Origin of the sequence: Candidatus Accumulibacter contiguus, from assembly GCF_036625285.1 — a bacterium.
GTDB lineage: Bacteria > Pseudomonadota > Gammaproteobacteria > Burkholderiales > Rhodocyclaceae > Accumulibacter > Accumulibacter contiguus.
In genome coordinates, this window is sequence record NZ_JAZKUC010000001.1 from 3,286,740 (window position 1) to 3,304,727 (window position 17,988).

Here is a 17,988-nt window from a genome sequence, read left to right on the forward strand (position 1 = left end):
AATTATTCAGAATGTCGAGGTGAAAGATGAACTGGTTACGGTCGATGAAGGTGAGCACACGCAACCTGCTCTGGGGAGGTCTCACGGCGATTGGCCTGTTGCTCTTCTGCACGGTGTCGCTGGTTTCGATTCGCGACAACATGCTCGAAGACCGCAAGCAGCGAATCAAGAGCCTGATCGAGGCTGGGAGCGGGGTTCTCGAGCACTATCATCAACTGTCGGCTACCGGCAAGCTCACCGACAAGGAGGCCAGGGACACCGCACTTGATGCCCTGCGCTACATGCGCTACGAAGGAGGTAACTATCTGTTCGTCTTCGATCCTGAAGGACTCTTCTACCTGATGCCGGCCACCCGCGACTTCGAGGGAACCAACAAGATCGATCTCAAGGATGCCAATGGCAAATACCTGATCCGGGAACTGATCAGCGTCGCCAAGGCTGGAGGCGGTTATGTCGCATACGACTTCCCCAAACCGGGCACGCAGGCCGCTTCGCCCAAGATCGGTCATGCGGTGCTGTTTGCGCCATGGAATCTGGTGATCGGCACCGGCATCTACATTGACGATGTCGATGTCGTCTTCCGCCGCGTCCTGATCCAGTTGGTATCGATTTCACTGGCCTTGCTGGCGCTATTGACGGCCATGGGTTGGGCGATCTCGCGTTCGATTTCGGGCCCGCTGAATACGGTCGTCGAAGTATCCGGCCGCATGGCAGCAGGCGATTTCGACTTCAAGCTCGACACCACCGGGCGAGATGAAGCCGGGGCCGTGTTTCGTGCCGTGATGATGGTCAAGGATGCAGTGCACGCGATGATCGGCGATGCCGGCGCGCTGTCGACCGCAGCGGCGAAAGGCCGGCTGGAGACGCGTGTCGATGCAGCCAGGCACCAGGGCGAATATCGCAACATCATCGAAGGACTCAACCGCACGATGGACGCAGTGGTGGATCCGATCAACGACGTCAAGCGGGTCATGGCGGCGGTTGAACGGGGCGATCTCGGCCAGAGCATCGACGCCGAATATCAGGGTGACTTTGGCGCCCTGCAGGCCAGCGTGAATAACACGCTGGCCAAACTGTCGGCGACGATCGCGCAGGTGAACACCTCGGCTGGCGAACTCTCGAACGCCTCGACGCAGGTATCGGCCACCTCGCAGCTTCTTTCGCAAGCCACCTCGGAGCAGGCGGCAAGCCTCGAACAGACGACCTCGGCGATGGAGCAGATGTCGGCGTCGATTGCGCAGAACACCGACAACGCCAAGACCACCGACGCGATCGCGCGCCAATCGGCGGCAGACGCGCTGGCTGGCGGCGAAGCCGTTCGTTCGACGGTCGCGGCGATGAAATCGATCGCCGGCAAGATCTCGATCATCGACGACATTGCCTACCGCACCGATCTGCTGGCGCTGAATGCGGCGATCGAAGCGGCACGAGCCGGCGAACATGGCAAGGGTTTTGCCGTCGTCGCGGCCGAGGTCAGGAAACTGGCCGAACGCAGCCAGATCGCCGCGCAGGAGATTGGCGAACTGGCAAGCAGCAGCGTCGAAACCGCCGAACGTGCCGGCAGCCTGTTCGAGACCATGCTGCCGTCGATTCGCAAGACGGCTGATCTGGTGGGCGAGATCACCGCCGCATCGGAAGAACAGACGACCGGCGCCGACCAGATCAGTCAGGCGATGGCGCAGTTGAACACCGTCACGCAGCAGAACGCCGCGACCGCCGAAGAACTCTCGGCCACGGCCGAAGAGATGAACGCCCAGGCCGAAAACCTCAACGAGTTGATGGCGCAGTTCACGCTTGCCGGCAACGACCAGGCCATGCCGGCGCGCCCCGGCCGGACCGCCAAACCGGGCAAGGCGAAACGCGAGTCTGCGGCAAATCACCCGCTGAAAGACTACGAACGATTCTGAGGGATGCGCCATGAGCACAGAACTGTTGGCAGCCAGCCGGCACGTGGCCGGCAGAGCGGCCGGTCCGGATGTCGGCGACACCTCGCTGTATCTCGCCTTCCGCCTGGCTGATGACGTATATGCCATCGATATCCTGCGCATCCGGGAAATCATTGAGTACAGCGTGCCCACCGGCGTGCCGATGATGCCGCGCTCGGTCCGTGGCGTCATCAACCTGCGCGGCGCGGTGGTGCCGGTGATCGACCTCGCGGTTCGCTTCGGTCGCACGGCCACCGGCGTGGGTAAACGCACTTGCATCGTCATCGTCGAAACGGAACATGCGGGAGCGCTGTACACCCTGGGATTGATCGTCGATGGCGTCAACGCGGTGATGGAGATTGCTGCCGGGAGCATCGAACCCGCCCCGGCTTTCGGTACACGCGTCAACGCCGACTTCATCGCCGGAATGGCACGCGTCAATGGCCGCTTCGTGATCATTCTCGACATCGCGCGTGTCCTGTCGATCGACGAAATGGTGTCGATCACCCCGCCGATGATTGAAACTTAATGTCTATCTGAAACGTGAGGCGCTGATGGCACGAGAAATCAAGGTCATGGTCGTCGACGACTCGGCCGTGGTACGCCGGGTCATGAGCACCATCCTCGACCGCGATCCCGGGATCCGCGTCATCGCCACGGCCCACGATCCGATCTTCGCGATCGAAAAAATGCGCCGCGACTGGCCTGACGTGCTGACGCTCGACATCGAAATGCCGCGCATGGACGGCATCACCTTTCTCGGCCAACTGATGGCGGAACGACCGACGCCGGTGCTGATCTGCTCATCGCTGACCACCGTCGGGGCGGAAACGACCCTGCAGGCCCTGGCAGCCGGGGCCGTTGCGATCATCAGCAAGCCCGGCCTCGGCGTCGGGAGTTTTCTTGAGGATTCGAGCGACAACCTGATCGCTGCCGTCAAAGCTGCCGCGCGTGCCAATATGGGAGCCGTGCAGCGTGGCGTCCGCACGGCGGTACGCAGTCCGGCAAGGCCGCGTCTGGCGATGGCACAGACAACCGAGCGCCTGGTCGCCATCGGCACGTCCACCGGCGGAACGGTCGCCCTGGAAGCCCTGCTGACCGAACTGCCGCGCGTCTCGCCGGGAATCGTCATCGTTCAGCACATGCCGGAGATGTTTACCGCCGCTTTTGCCGCACGCCTTGATGGCCTCTGTGAAATCTCGGTGCAGGAAGCGAGGAATGGGCAGCGAGTCCTGCCCGGTCTGGCACTGATTGCACCCGGCGGCAAGCACATGCAACTGACGCGCAGCGGCGCGCAATACCTGGTCGAGGTGAAGGATGGACCACCGGTCAATCGCCATCGCCCGTCGGTCGATGTGCTGTTTCGATCGGTTGCCAAGTATGCCGGCAACAATGCCATGGGTGTGATCATGACCGGCATGGGCGATGACGGCGCGCGCGGACTCAAGGAGATGCACGATGCCGGCGCTTATACGCTGGCACAGGACGAGGCGACTTGTATCGTTTACGGCATGCCGAGGGAAGCGGTCAAACGGGGCGCGGTCGATCGCAGCTTGCCGCTTGCTGCGCTGGCAACGGCGATCATGAGCGGTCCTCCCGCTTCGCGATCTGGAATGGCTGGGTTGTAGGAGGTGATCCACTTCTGACGTAAACTAAGCGGTCGAACCAACGGAAAGCCACGCCATGCCCCGCACCACTCTGAAGCTGCCCAACAAAAAGCCTGCTGCTGCCGTCGGCGACACCCGGGCAGCCACCCGCAAACCGATTCGCGGTAGCTCCCAGACAGCAAAGCACACCAGCGCGCGGCGTGCCGACAGCCAATCGCCAGTACCGGCTGCGCCAAGCGGCAAGCCCGGTCAGAGAAACACCAGCCCGGCACGTTTCCGCAACGAACTCCCGAGGGAAGCGGCCAGCCCGGTCGAGCAATTCACAGCCGCGTTTCCGACGAGGCAGGAAAGCACAGTGCCAGCCCCGGAACCTCGCGGCACAACCACCGATAGCCAGGCAGCCAGCCCGGCCCGGCCCAGCCAACAGGCGAAGAAGACCTATCCGCAACGCGGCATAGCCCGCAGCACTGGCGCGCGCGCCTTTCCCCCGGCGCCGCAGCGCGCCAGCCGTGACGCACCGGCACTCGGCGAGAGAGTCTCCCCGGCAGTCGCAGCAGAAGCGCAGGTGCAACGACCGGCAGAAGCGCCGGCTGCCACGCCGGCAGTGACCTCCAGCACGCCACGCGGCTTGGCAAAGGAATCGCCGCGGCTGGCAAAACTGGTCAGCGAAATCGCCGCGTGCTCCCGCCGCGAAGCTGACGAATGGATCGAGAACGGCTGGGTCAGCGTAGACGGCGAGGTCATCACCCGCCTCGGCGCACGCGTCAACCCGAAGGCAAAGATCAGGATCCAGGACGCAGCGAAAAAGCACCCCAGCGAAAGTGTCACGATCCTGTTCAACAAGCCGTGCCACCCGGTCGCTGCCGAGGACGATCATGCCGTCGCACTGATCCGTCCCGACAAGCACTGGGCAGAAGACAGCAGCACCTTCCGTTTCCAGGCCACGCATCTGCGCGGCCTGGCGCTGGCCGGCAAACTCGATGCCGACGAGGGCGGCATGCTGGTGTTCACTCAGGAAGGCAGTGTCGCACGCCGCCTGACAGGAGGTGATGCAAGACTCGAGAAGGAATACCACGTCCGCGTCGAGGGCGAGTTGTCGGCGGATGGTCTGGAGCGGCTCAGACATGGCCTGTCGCTGGACAAGGTCAAACTGCTGCGCGCACAGGTCTCGTGGCTGAGCGAGCAACAACTGCGTTTCGTTCTGCACGAAAACAGAAAGCGGCAGATTCAGGGCATGTGCGAACAGGTCGGTTTGCGCGTCACCGAAATCAAACGCGTGCGTATCGGCAGCGTCTCACTCGGCAAGCTGGCTGCCGGACAATGGCGTTATCTGCGCGCCGACGAGCGTTTCTGAAAAAAGGCCCAGCCCATGCTTGAGCCCTTGCCACAAGACCTTGCAGGCTGGCTGGCCTTTGTCAGCAGAACGGAATTGCCGATTCTGCGCCAGACGGCGCGCCGTCTCGACCAGGCACGGCAACAGATCGACCAGGTCAGCGGTCGCGACATCACCAACATCGTTTTGCAGGATCCGCTGTTGGCCATCCGTGTGCTGGCCTATATTCAGGACGTTGGTCACGGCCACCTGCACAGTGACATCACGAACATTGCCAGCGCAGTGATGATGCTTGGCGTCGACCCTTTCTTCCGGATGTTCGAGCAAGCACTCACCCTCGAAACGATGTTGCAAGGTCAGCGGCAAGCCCTGCTGGGCGTCCTGCAGGTGATCCTGCGGATGCAGCGTGCAGCGCACTATGCACACGACTGGGCATTCGCGCGGCACGACATGAACGTCGAGGAAGTCGCTCTCGCCGCGCTGCTGCACGACCTGGCGGAGATTCTGCTGTGGTGTTTTGCTCCGGATCTGGCGATCGAGATTCGCTCCCGACTGCAGGCCGACCGCAGGCTGCACAGCGCCAATGTCCAACAGGAAGTGCTCGGAGTCAAGCTGGCCGATCTGCAGCTGGCCCTCTGCCGCGCCTGGCACCTGCCCGTGCTGCTGACCACCCTGATGGGCGGCGACAGCGCCCATCTGCCAAGGGTCCAGAACGTGCAGCTGGCGGTCAAGCTTGCCCGCCACTCGACTGATGGCTGGAATAATCCAGCGATCCCGGATGACCTCACTGCCATCCAGAGTCTGCTGCACATCAGCCGCGACACCTTGCTCGACCGCCTGCAGCTACCGCCGGAAGTCCTGCCCAGGTTTCTCCTTGCAGGTGGTGAGCGGGAAGATCACCAAACTAACGGTCATGACTTCTCCAGGCACCCCCGATGATGAAAATCATGATTCCGACGAGCTACTAGGAGGGGTTGTTCTGGCCGACAGCCGTCGCGGCGACGTCCTGGATCAGTTGCAGATCGTTGTCTTGTGCGAAGTGCAGGACGAAGCGATAGGCCATGGGCTCCACTTCGTACAATCGGCCATTTACGAAAACGGCTTTCTCGCCTTTGTAGTTTATTGGAGAAACGTAGGGCGAATAGCGCATCTTCTTTTCGGCGCCAAAAGCCGAGAGAACACCGCAAAGTCTTTCGGCCCAGTCGCTGGGGCGGAACCGCTTGCCTGCGATGGTAAGACCGACGATGATGAAAGAGGAGTGTGACGAAGTGGTCATATCTCGATGGTAGGGTGGCGAGGTGAACCGCGAATTACTCTCTTGGATGGTCGTTTTGCGCCTGCCGACAGAGTCGACGCCACGATTCTAACAGAAAGACGCTAGCCTTGCCGGGTCTTGCCGGCCGTTCAACCGGCAAACCGCTGATTTCTTGCGGCGGACGGGGCAAAATGCGTATCATCGCGCACCGGTGAAAACGACCGGTTTTGATCCCCGATTCTCCAGCCTGAACTCACGGCGGTTTTCTACGCTCACTGGTCCGAGTAAGCAATGATTGCTGATTTTCCCTTCCGCCTGCTCGCCATACTGGTTCTTGCCGTTCTCTCCGCCGGTTCGACGCCGGCAGGGGCAGTGGCGTCGGCTCAAGTGACCATTGACCTCGGGGCCGGCCCCGTCAACACCTTCACTCCGGCTGTCGCTCTCGGCGCCGGTGTGGACGGGCACGCGCGCGGCGACGCGAGCGCCATTTATCGCCCCGCCACCTTGCGCGCCATGCGCTCGGTCGGTCTGCGTCCGCTGACTTACCGCCTGCGCACCGAACTCGGTATCGAGGCCTGGCACTGGAATCCGCGCGGCCACTGGAGTGACCGCAAGAACGCCCAAGGTTACTGGACCTCCAACGATCACCCTGGCGCTCCGATCCTGACCTCCTTTGGTTACCGGCTGCCACGGCGAGGAAATACCATCGACCAGGCCGAAGACAATGGTTATTCGCGACTGGCTGACGGCGACCCCGATACCTTCTGGAAGAGCAACCCCTATCTGGATCGCCGCTACACGGGAGAGGACCGGCACCCGCAATGGCTGATCGCTGATCTGGGACAGAAAATACCGGTGAATGCGATCCGTATCTCCTGGGGGATACCGTATGCCGTGCGCTATTCGGTGCAGTACTGGGATGGCGAAGACCAGGACCTTCCGGATGGGTATCCCGAGGGTCAATGGCGAACCTTTCCCGAAGGTATGGTGACCGCAGGTGGTGGCGGTGACGGAATTCTGCGCCTGGCACCCGATGCACGGCCGGCACGTTACCTGCGGGTGTTGCTCGAAGCATCATCGGCGTCGGCCCCACCGGGAGCCAGCGACCCGCGCGATGCTCTCGGCTACGCGGTCCGCGAGGTGTCCATCGGCACCTTGGGTGCCGATGGCGAGTTGCGGGATGCCGTCCGCCATGCCGCCAGCCGCAAGCAGCAGACCCACTTTTTCGTTTCATCCACCGACCCATGGCACCGTGCGACCGACCTGGACCCCGACGTCGAGCAGGCCGGCATTGACCGGGTGTTCGCCAGCGGGCTGACGCATGGCTTGCCGATGCTGGTTCCCGTCGGGGTGCTCTACGATACGCCGGACAACGCCGCCGCCCTGCTGCGCTATCTGAAGCGGCGCGGCTATCCGCTGCGCGGCATCGAACTCGGCGAGGAACCGGATGGCCAGTACATTGCTCCGGAGGACTATGGGGCCTTGTATCTGCAAGCGGTGGACGCGCTGCGTGCGGTCGATGCGGCAGTACCGCTCGGTGGGCCATCCTTCCAGTCCTTGTGGGATGAGCCAATGATGGCCTGGGCCGGCACTTCGGTTGCTCCCGACCGGCCGTGGCTGGCCCGCTTGCTGAGCTATCTGCAGGCGCGTGGGCGAGCGGACGATCTGGGATTCCTGTCGTTCGAGTGGTACCCGTTCGACGACGTCTGCGCGCCGGTGGCGCCGTACTTGCAGCAGGCGCCGGCGCGGCTCGCCGAGGCCATGGCGAACCTCTACCAGCAGGGTCTGCCGCGCTCGACGCCGCTGTTGATCACCGAGTACGGCTACTCGGCCTTTGCCACGCAGGCGGAAGTCGACCTGGCCGGCGCCCTGTTCAACGCCGACGTGGTCGGCACCTTCCTGACCCAGGGTGGCAGTGCTGCCTATCTGTACGGTTACGAACCCAGCCCCCTCGATCGGGAACCGCAGGTTGATTGTGAGACCTGGGGCAACAATACCCTGTTCGTCTCCGACCAGAAGCGAAACATCCTGGCGCGTACCGCCACCTATCACGGTGCCAGGCTGCTGGCACGGCAATGGGCCGGGAACCCGACCCAGGCGCACTGGCTCTATCCCGCACGAGTGGATGGCGAAAGCACCGATACGCCACCCTTGAGCGCTTATGCACTGCAGCGCCCCGACGGGCTCTGGGCGGTGCTGCTGGTCAACAAGGACCCGACGCAACCGTGGTCGGTCGCGCTGCGCTTCGCCGGACCGGAGCCGGATGCGGTCGCGTGGCTGCAAGGCCCGGCCGACCTGTTCCAGTTTTCCGCTGCCCAGTACCAATGGCGGGCGCAAGGCAAGCACGGTCGCCCGCGCCGCAGTCGGCCTCCCGAGCACCGCGTGCTGCGCGCGCATGCCCCACTAGAACTGCAATTGCCGCCCTGGTCCCTGACGGTGATCCGCAGTGGGGGGCCGCCCGCCCGGCCAGATACGCCCGTGCGCGTGCGTTGATGTGAAACCAGGCCAACCTTTCCAGAAAGCGACCATTCCAGAATGTCTCTGCCATTACCCGGTGATTCTCCAGCAACTGCAGTGACCAACGGCGTGTCCGGCAAGCCGGTCTTCTTCGATCCCGCCCACAAGCGCTGGCCGCGTTTGCGGGCGGGAGTGACGCTGCTCGGCCTGACGCTGTCTTTGTTGCTGGTCATGCTCGTCCTGAGCATTCTCGCCAGTCCGGTACTGCCGTCGCTGCATCTGCCAAGCGTCAGTTTTCTGCCGCAAGGCGCCCACGCCCTGCCGGCCGTACCCACGCTCTCCCCCGAGCGTCCCTTGACCCGCCGTGAGCGCACCTTGCGTAGTGAGCAGATCAGGCTGGAGCGCGCGCGCGCGGCCAGCCTGCAACAATGGCTGGTGCAGCCCCACAAGCCGGGCCTGCTGCCGAACCGGCAAACGCTGGCCATCGGCTTTTTCGTCAACTGGGACGACGCCAGCATGAGTTCGCTCAAGCAGAACCTCGACAGCCTGGACACGGTGATCGCCGAATGGCTGCACCTGGCGGACGAGGACGGTTCGCTGCGCGAAAATGATCCGACGCGCACGGCGCAAGTGGCTGCGTACATCCGCAGCCGTCGTCCCGAGGCGTCGATCGTGCCGCTGGTCAACAACTGGAACGGTCATGAATGGGAGGGCGTCAAACTGGCGCGGATGCTGGCCAAACCGGCGGCACGGGCGCGCACCATCGCACAACTGACCGCCTATGTCGAGAGTCATCACTTTGACGGGATCAGCATCGACTTCGAGAATATTCCGCCCAGGGCGCAGCCCGATTTTCAGCGCTTCATGGCCGAACTGTACGCCGCAATGCACCCAAGAAACCTGTCGGTTTCGGTGAATGTGCCGGCCAACGACGCCGCTTTCGATTACCGCAGATTGGTGCCGCACGCGGACCACCTGATTCTCATGGCCTACGACGAGCACTGGAATGACAGTGGGCCGGGTCCGATTTCCAGCCTGCCCTGGTTCGCCTCGGTGCTGCGTCAGCGACAGCGCGACATTCCCCTCGACAAGATGATCGTGGCCATCGGCAATTACGCTTACGACTGGCAGAAGGGTCGCCCCACCGAGGAACGGACCTTCGAGGAGGCGGTCCTGGTCGCCAAGGAATCCGAAGGCAGGATCCGGCTCGATCCGGTCTCGCTCAACCCGACCTTCGAGTACGCCGACGACAACGACCGCATTCACCAGGTGTGGATGCTCGATGCAGTAACCGCGTTCAACCAGTTGGTCGTCATCCGTTCGGTACAGCCGCGCGGCGTCGCCCTGTGGCGGCTGGGCAGCGAAGACCCGGCGCTGTGGCAGGTGTTCGGCAAACCGGGCGCACTGGATGCGGCGCACGCCGCCCAACTGGGCGACATTCGCTTTCCCTACGGGGTGGACTACGAGGGCAAGGGCGAGGTGCTCGAAATCACCGCCCAACCACAGGCGGGCAGTCGGGAAATCGTCTTCGACCCGAAACGCGGACTGATCAGCGCCGAGCACTTCACGGCCTTTCCTTCCCCCTACGTCATCACCCGCCATGGCGGTGCCGAACGCAAGGTCGCGCTGACCTTCGACGATGGCCCCGACCCCCTGTACACGCCGCAAATCCTCGATGCCCTGCGGCAGGCGGGGGTACCGGGGACCTTCTTCATCATCGGCATCAATGGTCAGATGCATCCGGAATTGCTGCGCCGGGAAGTCGATGAAGGCCACGAAATTGGCAATCACACCTTCACCCATCCCAATATCTCGGCCATCTCTGCCACCCAGTTTCAGCTTGAACTGTCGGCAACCAAGCATCTGCTGGCCAGCACGGTGGGCCGGCATTCGCTGTTGTTTCGCCCCCCTTATGCGGTCGACGCCGAGCCGGAAACCATCGAGCAGGTGCGCCCGATCGAACTTGCGGCTGCCCAGGGTTATCTCGTGGTGGGCATGCAGATCGATCCGGACGACTGGAAGCGGCCAGGGGTGGACGAGATCGTCCGGAGAACGGTCGAGGAAGCCGAGCGTGGCGAAGGCAACATGATCCTGCTGCACGATTCCGGCGGCGACCGCAGCCAGACGATCCAGGCCATCCCCCGAATCGTCGAGGAATTGCAGAAACGGGGTTTCCGCTTTGTCAGCGTCTCCGAACTGCTCGGACGCAGCCGCGACGAAGTGATGCCGCTGCTACCACCCGACAGCGAGTGGCGGACCTGGTTGGACGGATTAGCCTTCGGTGTACTCAACTGGTCCGCGGCGACCATCCACTGGCTGTTCCTGCTGGGTATCGTGCTGGGTATCGCGCGCTTGCTGTTCGTTGGCGCGCTCGCCCTGTATCAGCGCTGGCAGCAGCGCCACGAAGTCTTCGATCCGGCGTATTCGCCGACGGTCGCGGTGGTGATCCCGGCGTACAACGAGGAAAGGGTGATCGTGCAGACGATCGCCTCATTGCTGGCTTGCGATCATTCCCGGCAATTCGAGGTCATCGTCGTCGATGACGGTTCCAGCGACGCCACTTATCCTGTGGCGCGCGCGGCTTTTGCCGACGATCCGCGCGTACGGGTGATCACCAAAGCCAATGGTGGCAAGCCGGCGGCGCTTACCCTGGGCATGGCGCAGACCGATGCGGAGATCGTGGTGGCCCTCGATGCCGACACCTTGTTCACCCGCGACACGATTGCCAAACTGGTCCGCCATTTCGTCGATCCAGCAGTCGGTGCAGTCGCCGGTAACACCAAGGTCGGCAACCGGATCAATCTGCTGACCCGCTGGCAGGCGCTGGAGTACATCACCAGCCAGAATCTCGACCGGCGCGCCTTCGATGTCCTCAACTGCATCACCGTAGTGCCTGGCGCGGTAGGGGCCTGGCGGCGCGAACTGGTCGAACGGGTGGGTGGCTTTACCGATGTGACCCTGGCGGAAGACGCCGACCTGACGCTGGCGATTCGCAAGCTCGGTTATGCCATCGTTTATGAGGACGAGGCGGTAGCGCTGACCGAGGCCCCCGATACGGTGCGCGGCTTCATCCGCCAGCGCTACCGCTGGATGTACGGCACCATGCAGGCGACATGGAAACACCGCGATGTGTTGTTCCGTCGGCGCTACGGCGCGCTGGGTTTTATCGCCCTGCCGAATGTGATCCTCTTTCAGGTCCTCTTCCCGCTGATCTCGCCGATCATGGACCTGCAGTTGATCGGCTCGCTCGGGGTGGCAACGTTCAATCACTGGCAGCACCCGGATGAGTATTCTCCCGACGCCTTGTGGCGGGTACTGTTCTACTACGCGCTGTTCGTGACGGTAGATTATCTGGCGGCGATTCTGGCTTTCGCGATGGAGCGCAAAGAGAGCTGGTGGCTGCTGATCTGGCTGTTCTGGCAGCGATTTTTTTACCGTCAGTTGATGTACTACGTGGCCATCAAGAGCACCCTGACCTCACTGCGCGGCGTACTCGTGGGCTGGGGCAAGATCGACCGCAAGGCGACGGTGCAGGCGGCGACTTGATCGGCTGCATGTTCAGGGTGCAGGCGAACGTTCCGGCCTGGCGGGCAAGAGACGCGTGGCCGCGAGACCGGACAATACGATCAAGCCGATCGCCAGCCAGGACCATGCATCGTGCGCCTCATGCCAGAGGAGCATGCCGAACAGACTGGCAAAAATGACCGTACTATAAGCCAGGGTGGCTGCCAGCAATGGCTTCGCGCCAGCATAGGCGCGGGTCATCGCCAACTGGGCAGCAGTGGCGAAAGCCGCCACGCCGAACAGCAGCGATCCGCTTTGCAGCTCGATCGGATGAATCTCGGAAAATAGCAGCCCGAAACTGCTGCACACCGACGAGACCAATGAAAAATAGAACACCGTGCGGCTCTCCGGCTCGCCACGCGCACCGAGTTCGCGGACACTGAAATAGGCCATGCCGGCGAGCCCCCCTGAGCCCAGGCCAATCAGGCCGCCGAGCAGTTGGTCGGCGTGCAGGCTGGGTTTGAGCAGCAGGCCGACACCCACCAGCCCGAGTAGCAGGGCGCCGAAGATGCCGGCGCTCAGGCGCTGGCCGGCGAGCGCCAGGTAGATGGCGAGAAAGATCGCCGAAGTGTAGTTGAGCGTCACCGCGGTCGCCAGTGGTAGCAGAGTGATCGCCCAGAAGTAGGCGAGCAGCGCCGAGAAGCCGACGAGGCCGCGGCTGATCTGCCAGCGCCAGTGCGGCGTCGCCAGCGACACACCGCGCAGACGAACCAGCGCATACATCAGGATCAGCGAGAGGAGGCTGCGGTAGAAAACGATCTCCACGGCAGAATGGGTGGCCGCAGCCAGCTTGACGCATACTCCCATGCAGGCGAAGAAAAGGCTGGCCAGGATCATCCAGAGGGATTGCATGCCAAGGCTTCGCAAGACAGGAAGCCACGGATTCTACCCCAAGCTTGCCGCAGCGGGCGTTTTCGCCAGAATGGAGCACGCTTTCGATCTTGACCACGCTTGACTGGACTGCATATACTGCCTGTCGGCGGCATCGGATTTCCCATTGGTTCCAGGGGGTAATGGTGGTCAAGACGATCTTGGTGCGTTGGGCACTGCTCTCGTTGCTGTGGACGCTGATCCTGACGTCGCTTCCTGCGGGCGTCGCGGCGACAAAAGGGCCGGTCCTGATTGGTCTCGATGCAGAGTTTTCCTGGCCAGGAAGTACCTCGGCGCAGGCGATCGAACAGGGCATCCTGATCGCCATCGACGAAATCAACCGCAGCGGCGGCGTTCTCGGGGGGCGACCGCTCGAGCTGATCAAGAAGGATAACGGGACAGTCCCCGCGCGCAGTATCCGCAACCTCAGGGAACTCGCCCAGGTATCGGACCTGGTGGCCGTGTTCTGTGGTCGATTCAGCCCGACCGTGATCGAGGCGCTGGAGACCGTGCACGCCTTGCCGCTGCTTCTTCTGGACCCCTGGGCCGCCGCCGACCTCATCACCGACAACGGCTTTTCGCCCAACTATGTTTTCCGGCTGTCCCTTCGCGACAGCCATGCCATGCCCGCCTTGCTCCAGTACGGCAGCAGCAAGGGGATCAAAACTTTCGGAATGATGGCCCTCAACACGACCTGGGGGCGAAGCAATCTGGCTGCGGCGGAACATTATGCGGCGAAGGCTCGACCACAGCTCAAACTGGTCGGCGTCCGTTGGTTCAACTGGCAGGATCAGAGCCTGCTGGACAAGTACCTCGACCTCAAGCGCCTGGGAGCCAAGGCCATCCTGCTGGTGGCGAACGACCGCGAAGCGACGATCCTGCTGAAGGAAATGGCGAGCCTGCCGAAAGCCGATCGGCTTCCCGTCTTGTCCCATTGGGGGGTGTCGGGTGGGCAGATGTCCGAGACTGCGGGCTCGGTGTTGCCCGAGGTGGACTTCGTCATGGTTCAGACCTACAGTTTCATCGGCGATGAGCGGCCGCGCACGCGCCAGGTTCTGGCTGCTGCAAACCGTCTTTTCGGCTTTGCCGATGCGCGTGCCATTGCTTCACCGACGGGGCTCGCCCATGCCTACGATCTGACCCACATTCTGGCTCGAGCGATCAACCAGGCCGGGACGACCGATCGGCTGGCGGTAAGGCAGGCGCTCGAAGAGGTGCGCGACTACGATGGACTGATCAAGCCTTATCGTCGCCCCTTTGCTGCCGGGCGCCACGATGCGCTGAGCGAATCCGACGTGATCATGACCCGTTATGCACCGGATGGTGCCATCGTCCCGGTTGCGCGCGGGCGTCGTTAGCCGGCGAATGCGGCAACCGTGAACTTCCTGTCGAGGCTGCGCGAACGCGCCCAGGCAAGCCTCGCTGTGCGCCTGGCGCTGTTGATGGGGGCGCTGGCATCGGCGGCTGCGATCTTTCTGGCCGCACTGTCCTTCCTGGTTTCCCAGCGCCTGATCGCCGAAAACGCCCGGATTGCCTTTGACTTCCAGACTGAAGTCGTCGCGCGGCAGATTGAATCCGAGGTGCGCGCGCTCGATCGAATGCTCAAGGCGATGGCCGCCAACGCGTTCATCAGCAACGGCCTGGTCGATTCTCTGGGCCGCGATCAATACCTGATTCCTTACTTGCGCGATCAGACCGTTCCAGGCGCTTGGGATGGCGAGCTGTGGCTCGTTGATTTCGAGGGCAAGCCGATCGCCGCCAATGCCCCTGACTTGCACTTCGATCATCAGGACTCTGGCGCCCTGGGGGCCGCGCTGGCGGGGGGGCATGCCCAGGTAGAGCTGGCTCATCAGGAGCAGCTGTTGTATGTCGCGCCCGTCGTGTTTCCGCCGACGGGAAGCATCGAAGGCGCCGTGGTCGCCGTACTCAAGTACGGATCGCTCCTCAGCGATGCCGGCGTGCTCATGGGACAAGGGGGCTGCCTGATGCTGCGGATGGGGGAACGCGAGATACCGATTCCCGCGGGATGTCGCAGTGGTACGGACTCGCCCATGCCCTCCAGGCGTCTGGATCTCCCCGAGAGTTTTCGGCCTCTGCATGCCGAACTGCAGCTCTACACCGATTCCGCGACGGTTTCTGTCGCCACGCGTTACCTGATTGCCGGCTACTTGCTGGTCGGCGGAGCCGTCGTGCTACTGGTTCTACTGGTCAGCAAGCGGGTGTCGGGACGCATCGTCGAGCCGCTGGCAAGCCTGAGCGAAACGGCGGACAGCATCGTCAGTCTGCAGCGGCTCGATCTGCGGGCGCCGGAGGTTGGCGCTGACGAGCCCGCACGCCTGGCCAAGTCGTTCAACAAGATGCTCGATAGTCTCCAGCTCGCGCAGGCGCACCTGATCGACGATATCGCTCGTCGAGAACAGATCGAAGAAGCGCTGCGCCGGAGCAACCGGCAATTGCGGATGATCAGCGACTGCAATCAGGTACTGATCCGCAGCTCTGACGAAAGCGAATTGGTCAACACGGTCTGCCGGATCATCGTTGAAGTCGGCGGCTACCATATGGCCCATGTGGTTTACTCCGAGGGTGACAAGGCCCGTACGCTTCCTCCGGTGGTAGCACACTCCAGTCGCAAAGAGGGTCTTCTCGACGAGTGGAACATCGATTCGGCGGACAGTGAGCGTGCGGGCGGAGTTCATGAGAAAGTCATTTACAGCGGCCAACCCTGCGTGATCCAGGATATTGGCAGTGATCCGAGCTTCGCGCCCGGATCTGTGGCCGTTGGCGAACGCGGCTATGCCGCGCTGTGTGCGTTACCGCTGCTGGCCCAATCCAGAACACTCGGCGCCTTGAGCATCTACTCGGCAACAGCGCATGCCTTCGATCGCGATGAAGTCGTTCTGTTGAGTGAACTGGCCGGCGATCTGGCTTTTGGCATCGCGGTGCTGCGCGTGCGGGTCGAGCGTGACCAGGCCGACAAGGCACTTCGCGAGAGCGAGTTTGTTCTCAGACGATCGCAGGAAGTCGGTGGCCTGGGTTCCTATTATTTCGACGTACACACAGGTACCTGGATCAGTTCGGAGAAGCTCGACCAGATCTTCGGCATTGACGGTTCCTTCCCGAAGACCGTCGCAGGCTGGATCGACCTGGTACACCCGGAAGACAGAAAGGAGATGCTCGAGCATCTCGGCGACCACGTCCTCGCCAAGGGCAATCGCTTCGACCGGCAATACCGTATCCTCCGCCACAGCGACGGCCAGGAGCGCTGGATGCATGGGCTCGGGGAACTCGAATTCGATGAGCACGGTGTGGCGATCAAGATGATCGGTACGATCCAGGACATTACCGCGAGCAAGCAGGTGGATCAGGCACTGCTGGAGAGCGAGCACAAATACCGCGAACTCGTCGAGAACGCCAACATCATCATCGTGCGCCTGAATGCGCAGGGGGTGATCACCTTCATCAACGAGTTCGGCCTGAAGTTCTTTGGCTACCCGGAGGAAGAACTGCTGGGCCAGCATGTGGTCGGGACGATCGTCCCGCCGTGCACCGAAGACGGGACCGATCTGCGGGCGATCGTCCAGGAACTCGTTCGTGACCCTGGGCAGTTCGCACATCACAGCAACCAGAACATGTGCCGCAACGGCGAGCGGGTGTGGATTGCCTGGACCAACAAGGCGATCTGCGATGCTCAAGGCCAGGTGCAGGAAATCTTCAGTGTCGGATTGGACATCACCGAGCGTAGACGCGCCGAGGCTGCATTGCGGGAAAGCGAAGAACGCTTTGCCAAGGCCTTCCACCTGAGTCCGGCGCCGATGTGCATTTCGGAAATCGGAAGCAGCCGCTTCATCGACGTCAACGTGAAATTCGAGCGCATGCTGGACTATGGTCGCGAAGAATTGATCGGGCATACTGCCAAGGAACTCGGGGTCTGGGTCGATCCGGGAGCGCGCGAACGGATGATCGAGAAACTTCGCAGGGATGGCTTTTTCCCGGAAACACCCATGCGTTTCCGGAACAGGACGGGTGATATCCGAGAGGCACTCTATGCAGCGGAAACCTTGCGTCTTGGCGAGGAAAAGGTATTGTTGTCACTGATCTTCGATGTCACCGAGCGCAAGCGTGCCGAGGAGGAGTTGCAGCGGCACCGTGATCATCTCGAGGAACTGGTCGCAGAGCGAACGGCCGAGTTGCGACGGGCGATGATGCAACTCGTCCAGTCGGAAAAGCTGGCAGCACTCGGCCATCTGGTCGCCGGCGTTGCGCACGAACTGAACACTCCCCTGGGCAACACGCGCCTCATCGCCAGTCTGCTCGCCACGCAATTGCGCGAATTCGCCGCCGCTTTCGCCACCAGCACGCTGCGCCGATCGCAAATGGACGAGTTTCTATCCCGGGGTCGCGAAGCCGTCGACCTCCTGGAGCGCAACAGCGCTCGTGCCGCTGATCTGATCGGGCACTTCAAGCAGGTTGCAGTAGACCAGAGCAGCACCCGTCGGCGCTCGTTCGATCTGCACCAGATCATCGAGGAGATGCTGGTCACCCTGCGGTTGACCTTCAAGCACACACAGCACCGGATCGAAGTGGACATCCCGGACGGGCTGGCAATGGACAGTTACCCTGGGCCACTCGAGCAAGTCATTGCCAACCTGGTTGCCAACTCGCTGACACACGGCTTTGTGGGCATCGATCAGGGGCGTATCGAACTGCATGCACAGGCCCTGGGCGAGAAGCAGGTGCTCTTTCGCTATCTCGACAATGGCGTGGGGATCACCACCGACACGCTCAACCGCATCTTCGAACCGTTTTTTACCACTCGCCTGGGGCAGGGTGGCAGCGGCCTGGGCTTATATATCGTCTACAACCTGGTGACCGGCGTTCTCGGCGGGACGATCGAGGTCGCCAGTTCGCCCGCTTGCGGGGCAAGCTTTACGCTGACCCTGCCCCTGACCGCCCCGGAGCGTACGACGCCTGCGTGAC

General features: G+C 62.5%; 11 protein-coding genes. 9 read left to right on the top strand and 2 right to left on the bottom strand.

Features of this window, described 5'->3' with window-relative positions; genetic code table 11:
* Positions 1–26: 26 nt before the first annotated feature.
* The 5 genes from V5B59_RS15720 to V5B59_RS15740 are packed head-to-tail and all read left to right on the top strand — an operon-like array spanning position 27 to position 5,804.
* On the top strand, positions 27–1,907 hold the full coding sequence (locus V5B59_RS15720; RefSeq protein ID WP_169070360.1) for a methyl-accepting chemotaxis protein: 1,881 nt from the start codon (positions 27–29) through the stop codon (positions 1,905–1,907).
* 10 nt (positions 1,908–1,917) lie between these two features.
* Positions 1,918–2,454, top strand: a complete 537-nt coding sequence (locus V5B59_RS15725) for a chemotaxis protein CheW (RefSeq protein WP_169070359.1) — start codon at positions 1,918–1,920, stop codon at positions 2,452–2,454.
* Between the two features lie 25 nt (positions 2,455–2,479).
* Entirely contained in the window at positions 2,480–3,553 is a 1,074-nt protein-coding gene (locus V5B59_RS15730; protein WP_034914200.1) for a protein-glutamate methylesterase/protein-glutamine glutaminase, read from the top strand.
* A 55-nt stretch (positions 3,554–3,608) separates the two neighbouring features.
* Positions 3,609–4,886, top strand: a complete 1,278-nt coding sequence (locus V5B59_RS15735) for a pseudouridine synthase (protein ID WP_169070358.1) — start codon at positions 3,609–3,611, stop codon at positions 4,884–4,886.
* Positions 4,887–4,901: 15 nt separating this feature from the next.
* Complete coding sequence (locus V5B59_RS15740; RefSeq protein WP_169070357.1) at positions 4,902–5,804, top strand: HDOD domain-containing protein; 903 nt, start codon at positions 4,902–4,904, stop codon at positions 5,802–5,804.
* Positions 5,805–5,829: 25 nt separating this feature from the next.
* On the opposite strand, the gene V5B59_RS15745 is transcribed toward V5B59_RS15740, so the two are convergent.
* Positions 5,830–6,141 carry a DUF3579 domain-containing protein gene (locus V5B59_RS15745; protein WP_034914206.1) on the bottom strand — a complete coding sequence of 104 codons (312 nt, stop codon included), beginning with the start codon at positions 6,139–6,141 and terminating at the stop codon, positions 5,830–5,832.
* A 270-nt stretch (positions 6,142–6,411) separates the two neighbouring features.
* On the opposite strand from V5B59_RS15745, the gene V5B59_RS15750 reads away from it, so the two are divergent.
* Positions 6,412–8,613 carry a discoidin domain-containing protein gene (locus V5B59_RS15750; RefSeq protein ID WP_169070356.1) on the top strand — a complete coding sequence of 734 codons (2,202 nt, stop codon included), beginning with the start codon at positions 6,412–6,414 and terminating at the stop codon, positions 8,611–8,613.
* A gap of 81 nt (positions 8,614–8,694) precedes the next feature.
* Positions 8,695–12,123, top strand: coding sequence for a glycosyltransferase (locus V5B59_RS15755; RefSeq protein WP_308240104.1), 3,429 nt, complete (start codon positions 8,695–8,697; stop codon positions 12,121–12,123).
* Between the two features lie 12 nt (positions 12,124–12,135).
* Here the strand turns inward: V5B59_RS15755 and V5B59_RS15760 are convergent, their stop codons facing one another.
* Complete coding sequence (locus V5B59_RS15760) at positions 12,136–12,993, bottom strand: DMT family transporter (protein WP_169070354.1); 858 nt, start codon at positions 12,991–12,993, stop codon at positions 12,136–12,138.
* 182 nt (positions 12,994–13,175) lie between these two features.
* Here V5B59_RS15760 and V5B59_RS15765 point away from each other — a divergent pair, with 182 nt between their 5' ends.
* Together V5B59_RS15765 and V5B59_RS15770 are read left to right on the top strand one after the other, a co-directional pair.
* Positions 13,176–14,369: an ABC transporter substrate-binding protein gene (locus tag V5B59_RS15765; protein WP_308240103.1), complete on the top strand. Its 1,194-nt coding sequence runs from the start codon at positions 13,176–13,178 to the stop codon at positions 14,367–14,369.
* Positions 14,370–14,387: 18 nt separating this feature from the next.
* Positions 14,388–17,987, top strand: coding sequence for a PAS domain S-box protein (locus V5B59_RS15770; protein WP_332352024.1), 3,600 nt, complete (start codon positions 14,388–14,390; stop codon positions 17,985–17,987).
* Position 17,988 lies beyond the last annotated feature (1 nt).

What these genes read in the sequence shown, in the direction of transcription:
- V5B59_RS15730 (WP_034914200.1), top strand. Translation starts at nt 2,480, where the DNA reads ATGGCACGAGAAATCAAGGTCATGGTCGTCGACGACTCGGCCGTGGTA.
- V5B59_RS15760 (WP_169070354.1), bottom strand. Translation starts at nt 12,993, where the DNA reads ATGCAATCCCTCTGGATGATCCTGGCCAGCCTTTTCTTCGCCTGCATG.
- V5B59_RS15745 (WP_034914206.1), bottom strand. Translation starts at nt 6,141, where the DNA reads ATGACCACTTCGTCACACTCCTCTTTCATCATCGTCGGTCTTACCATC.
- V5B59_RS15740 (WP_169070357.1), top strand. Translation starts at nt 4,902, where the DNA reads ATGCTTGAGCCCTTGCCACAAGACCTTGCAGGCTGGCTGGCCTTTGTC.
- V5B59_RS15720 (WP_169070360.1), top strand. Translation starts at nt 27, where the DNA reads ATGAACTGGTTACGGTCGATGAAGGTGAGCACACGCAACCTGCTCTGG.
- V5B59_RS15750 (WP_169070356.1), top strand. Translation starts at nt 6,412, where the DNA reads ATGATTGCTGATTTTCCCTTCCGCCTGCTCGCCATACTGGTTCTTGCC.
- V5B59_RS15725 (WP_169070359.1), top strand. Translation starts at nt 1,918, where the DNA reads ATGAGCACAGAACTGTTGGCAGCCAGCCGGCACGTGGCCGGCAGAGCG.
- V5B59_RS15735 (WP_169070358.1), top strand. Translation starts at nt 3,609, where the DNA reads ATGCCCCGCACCACTCTGAAGCTGCCCAACAAAAAGCCTGCTGCTGCC.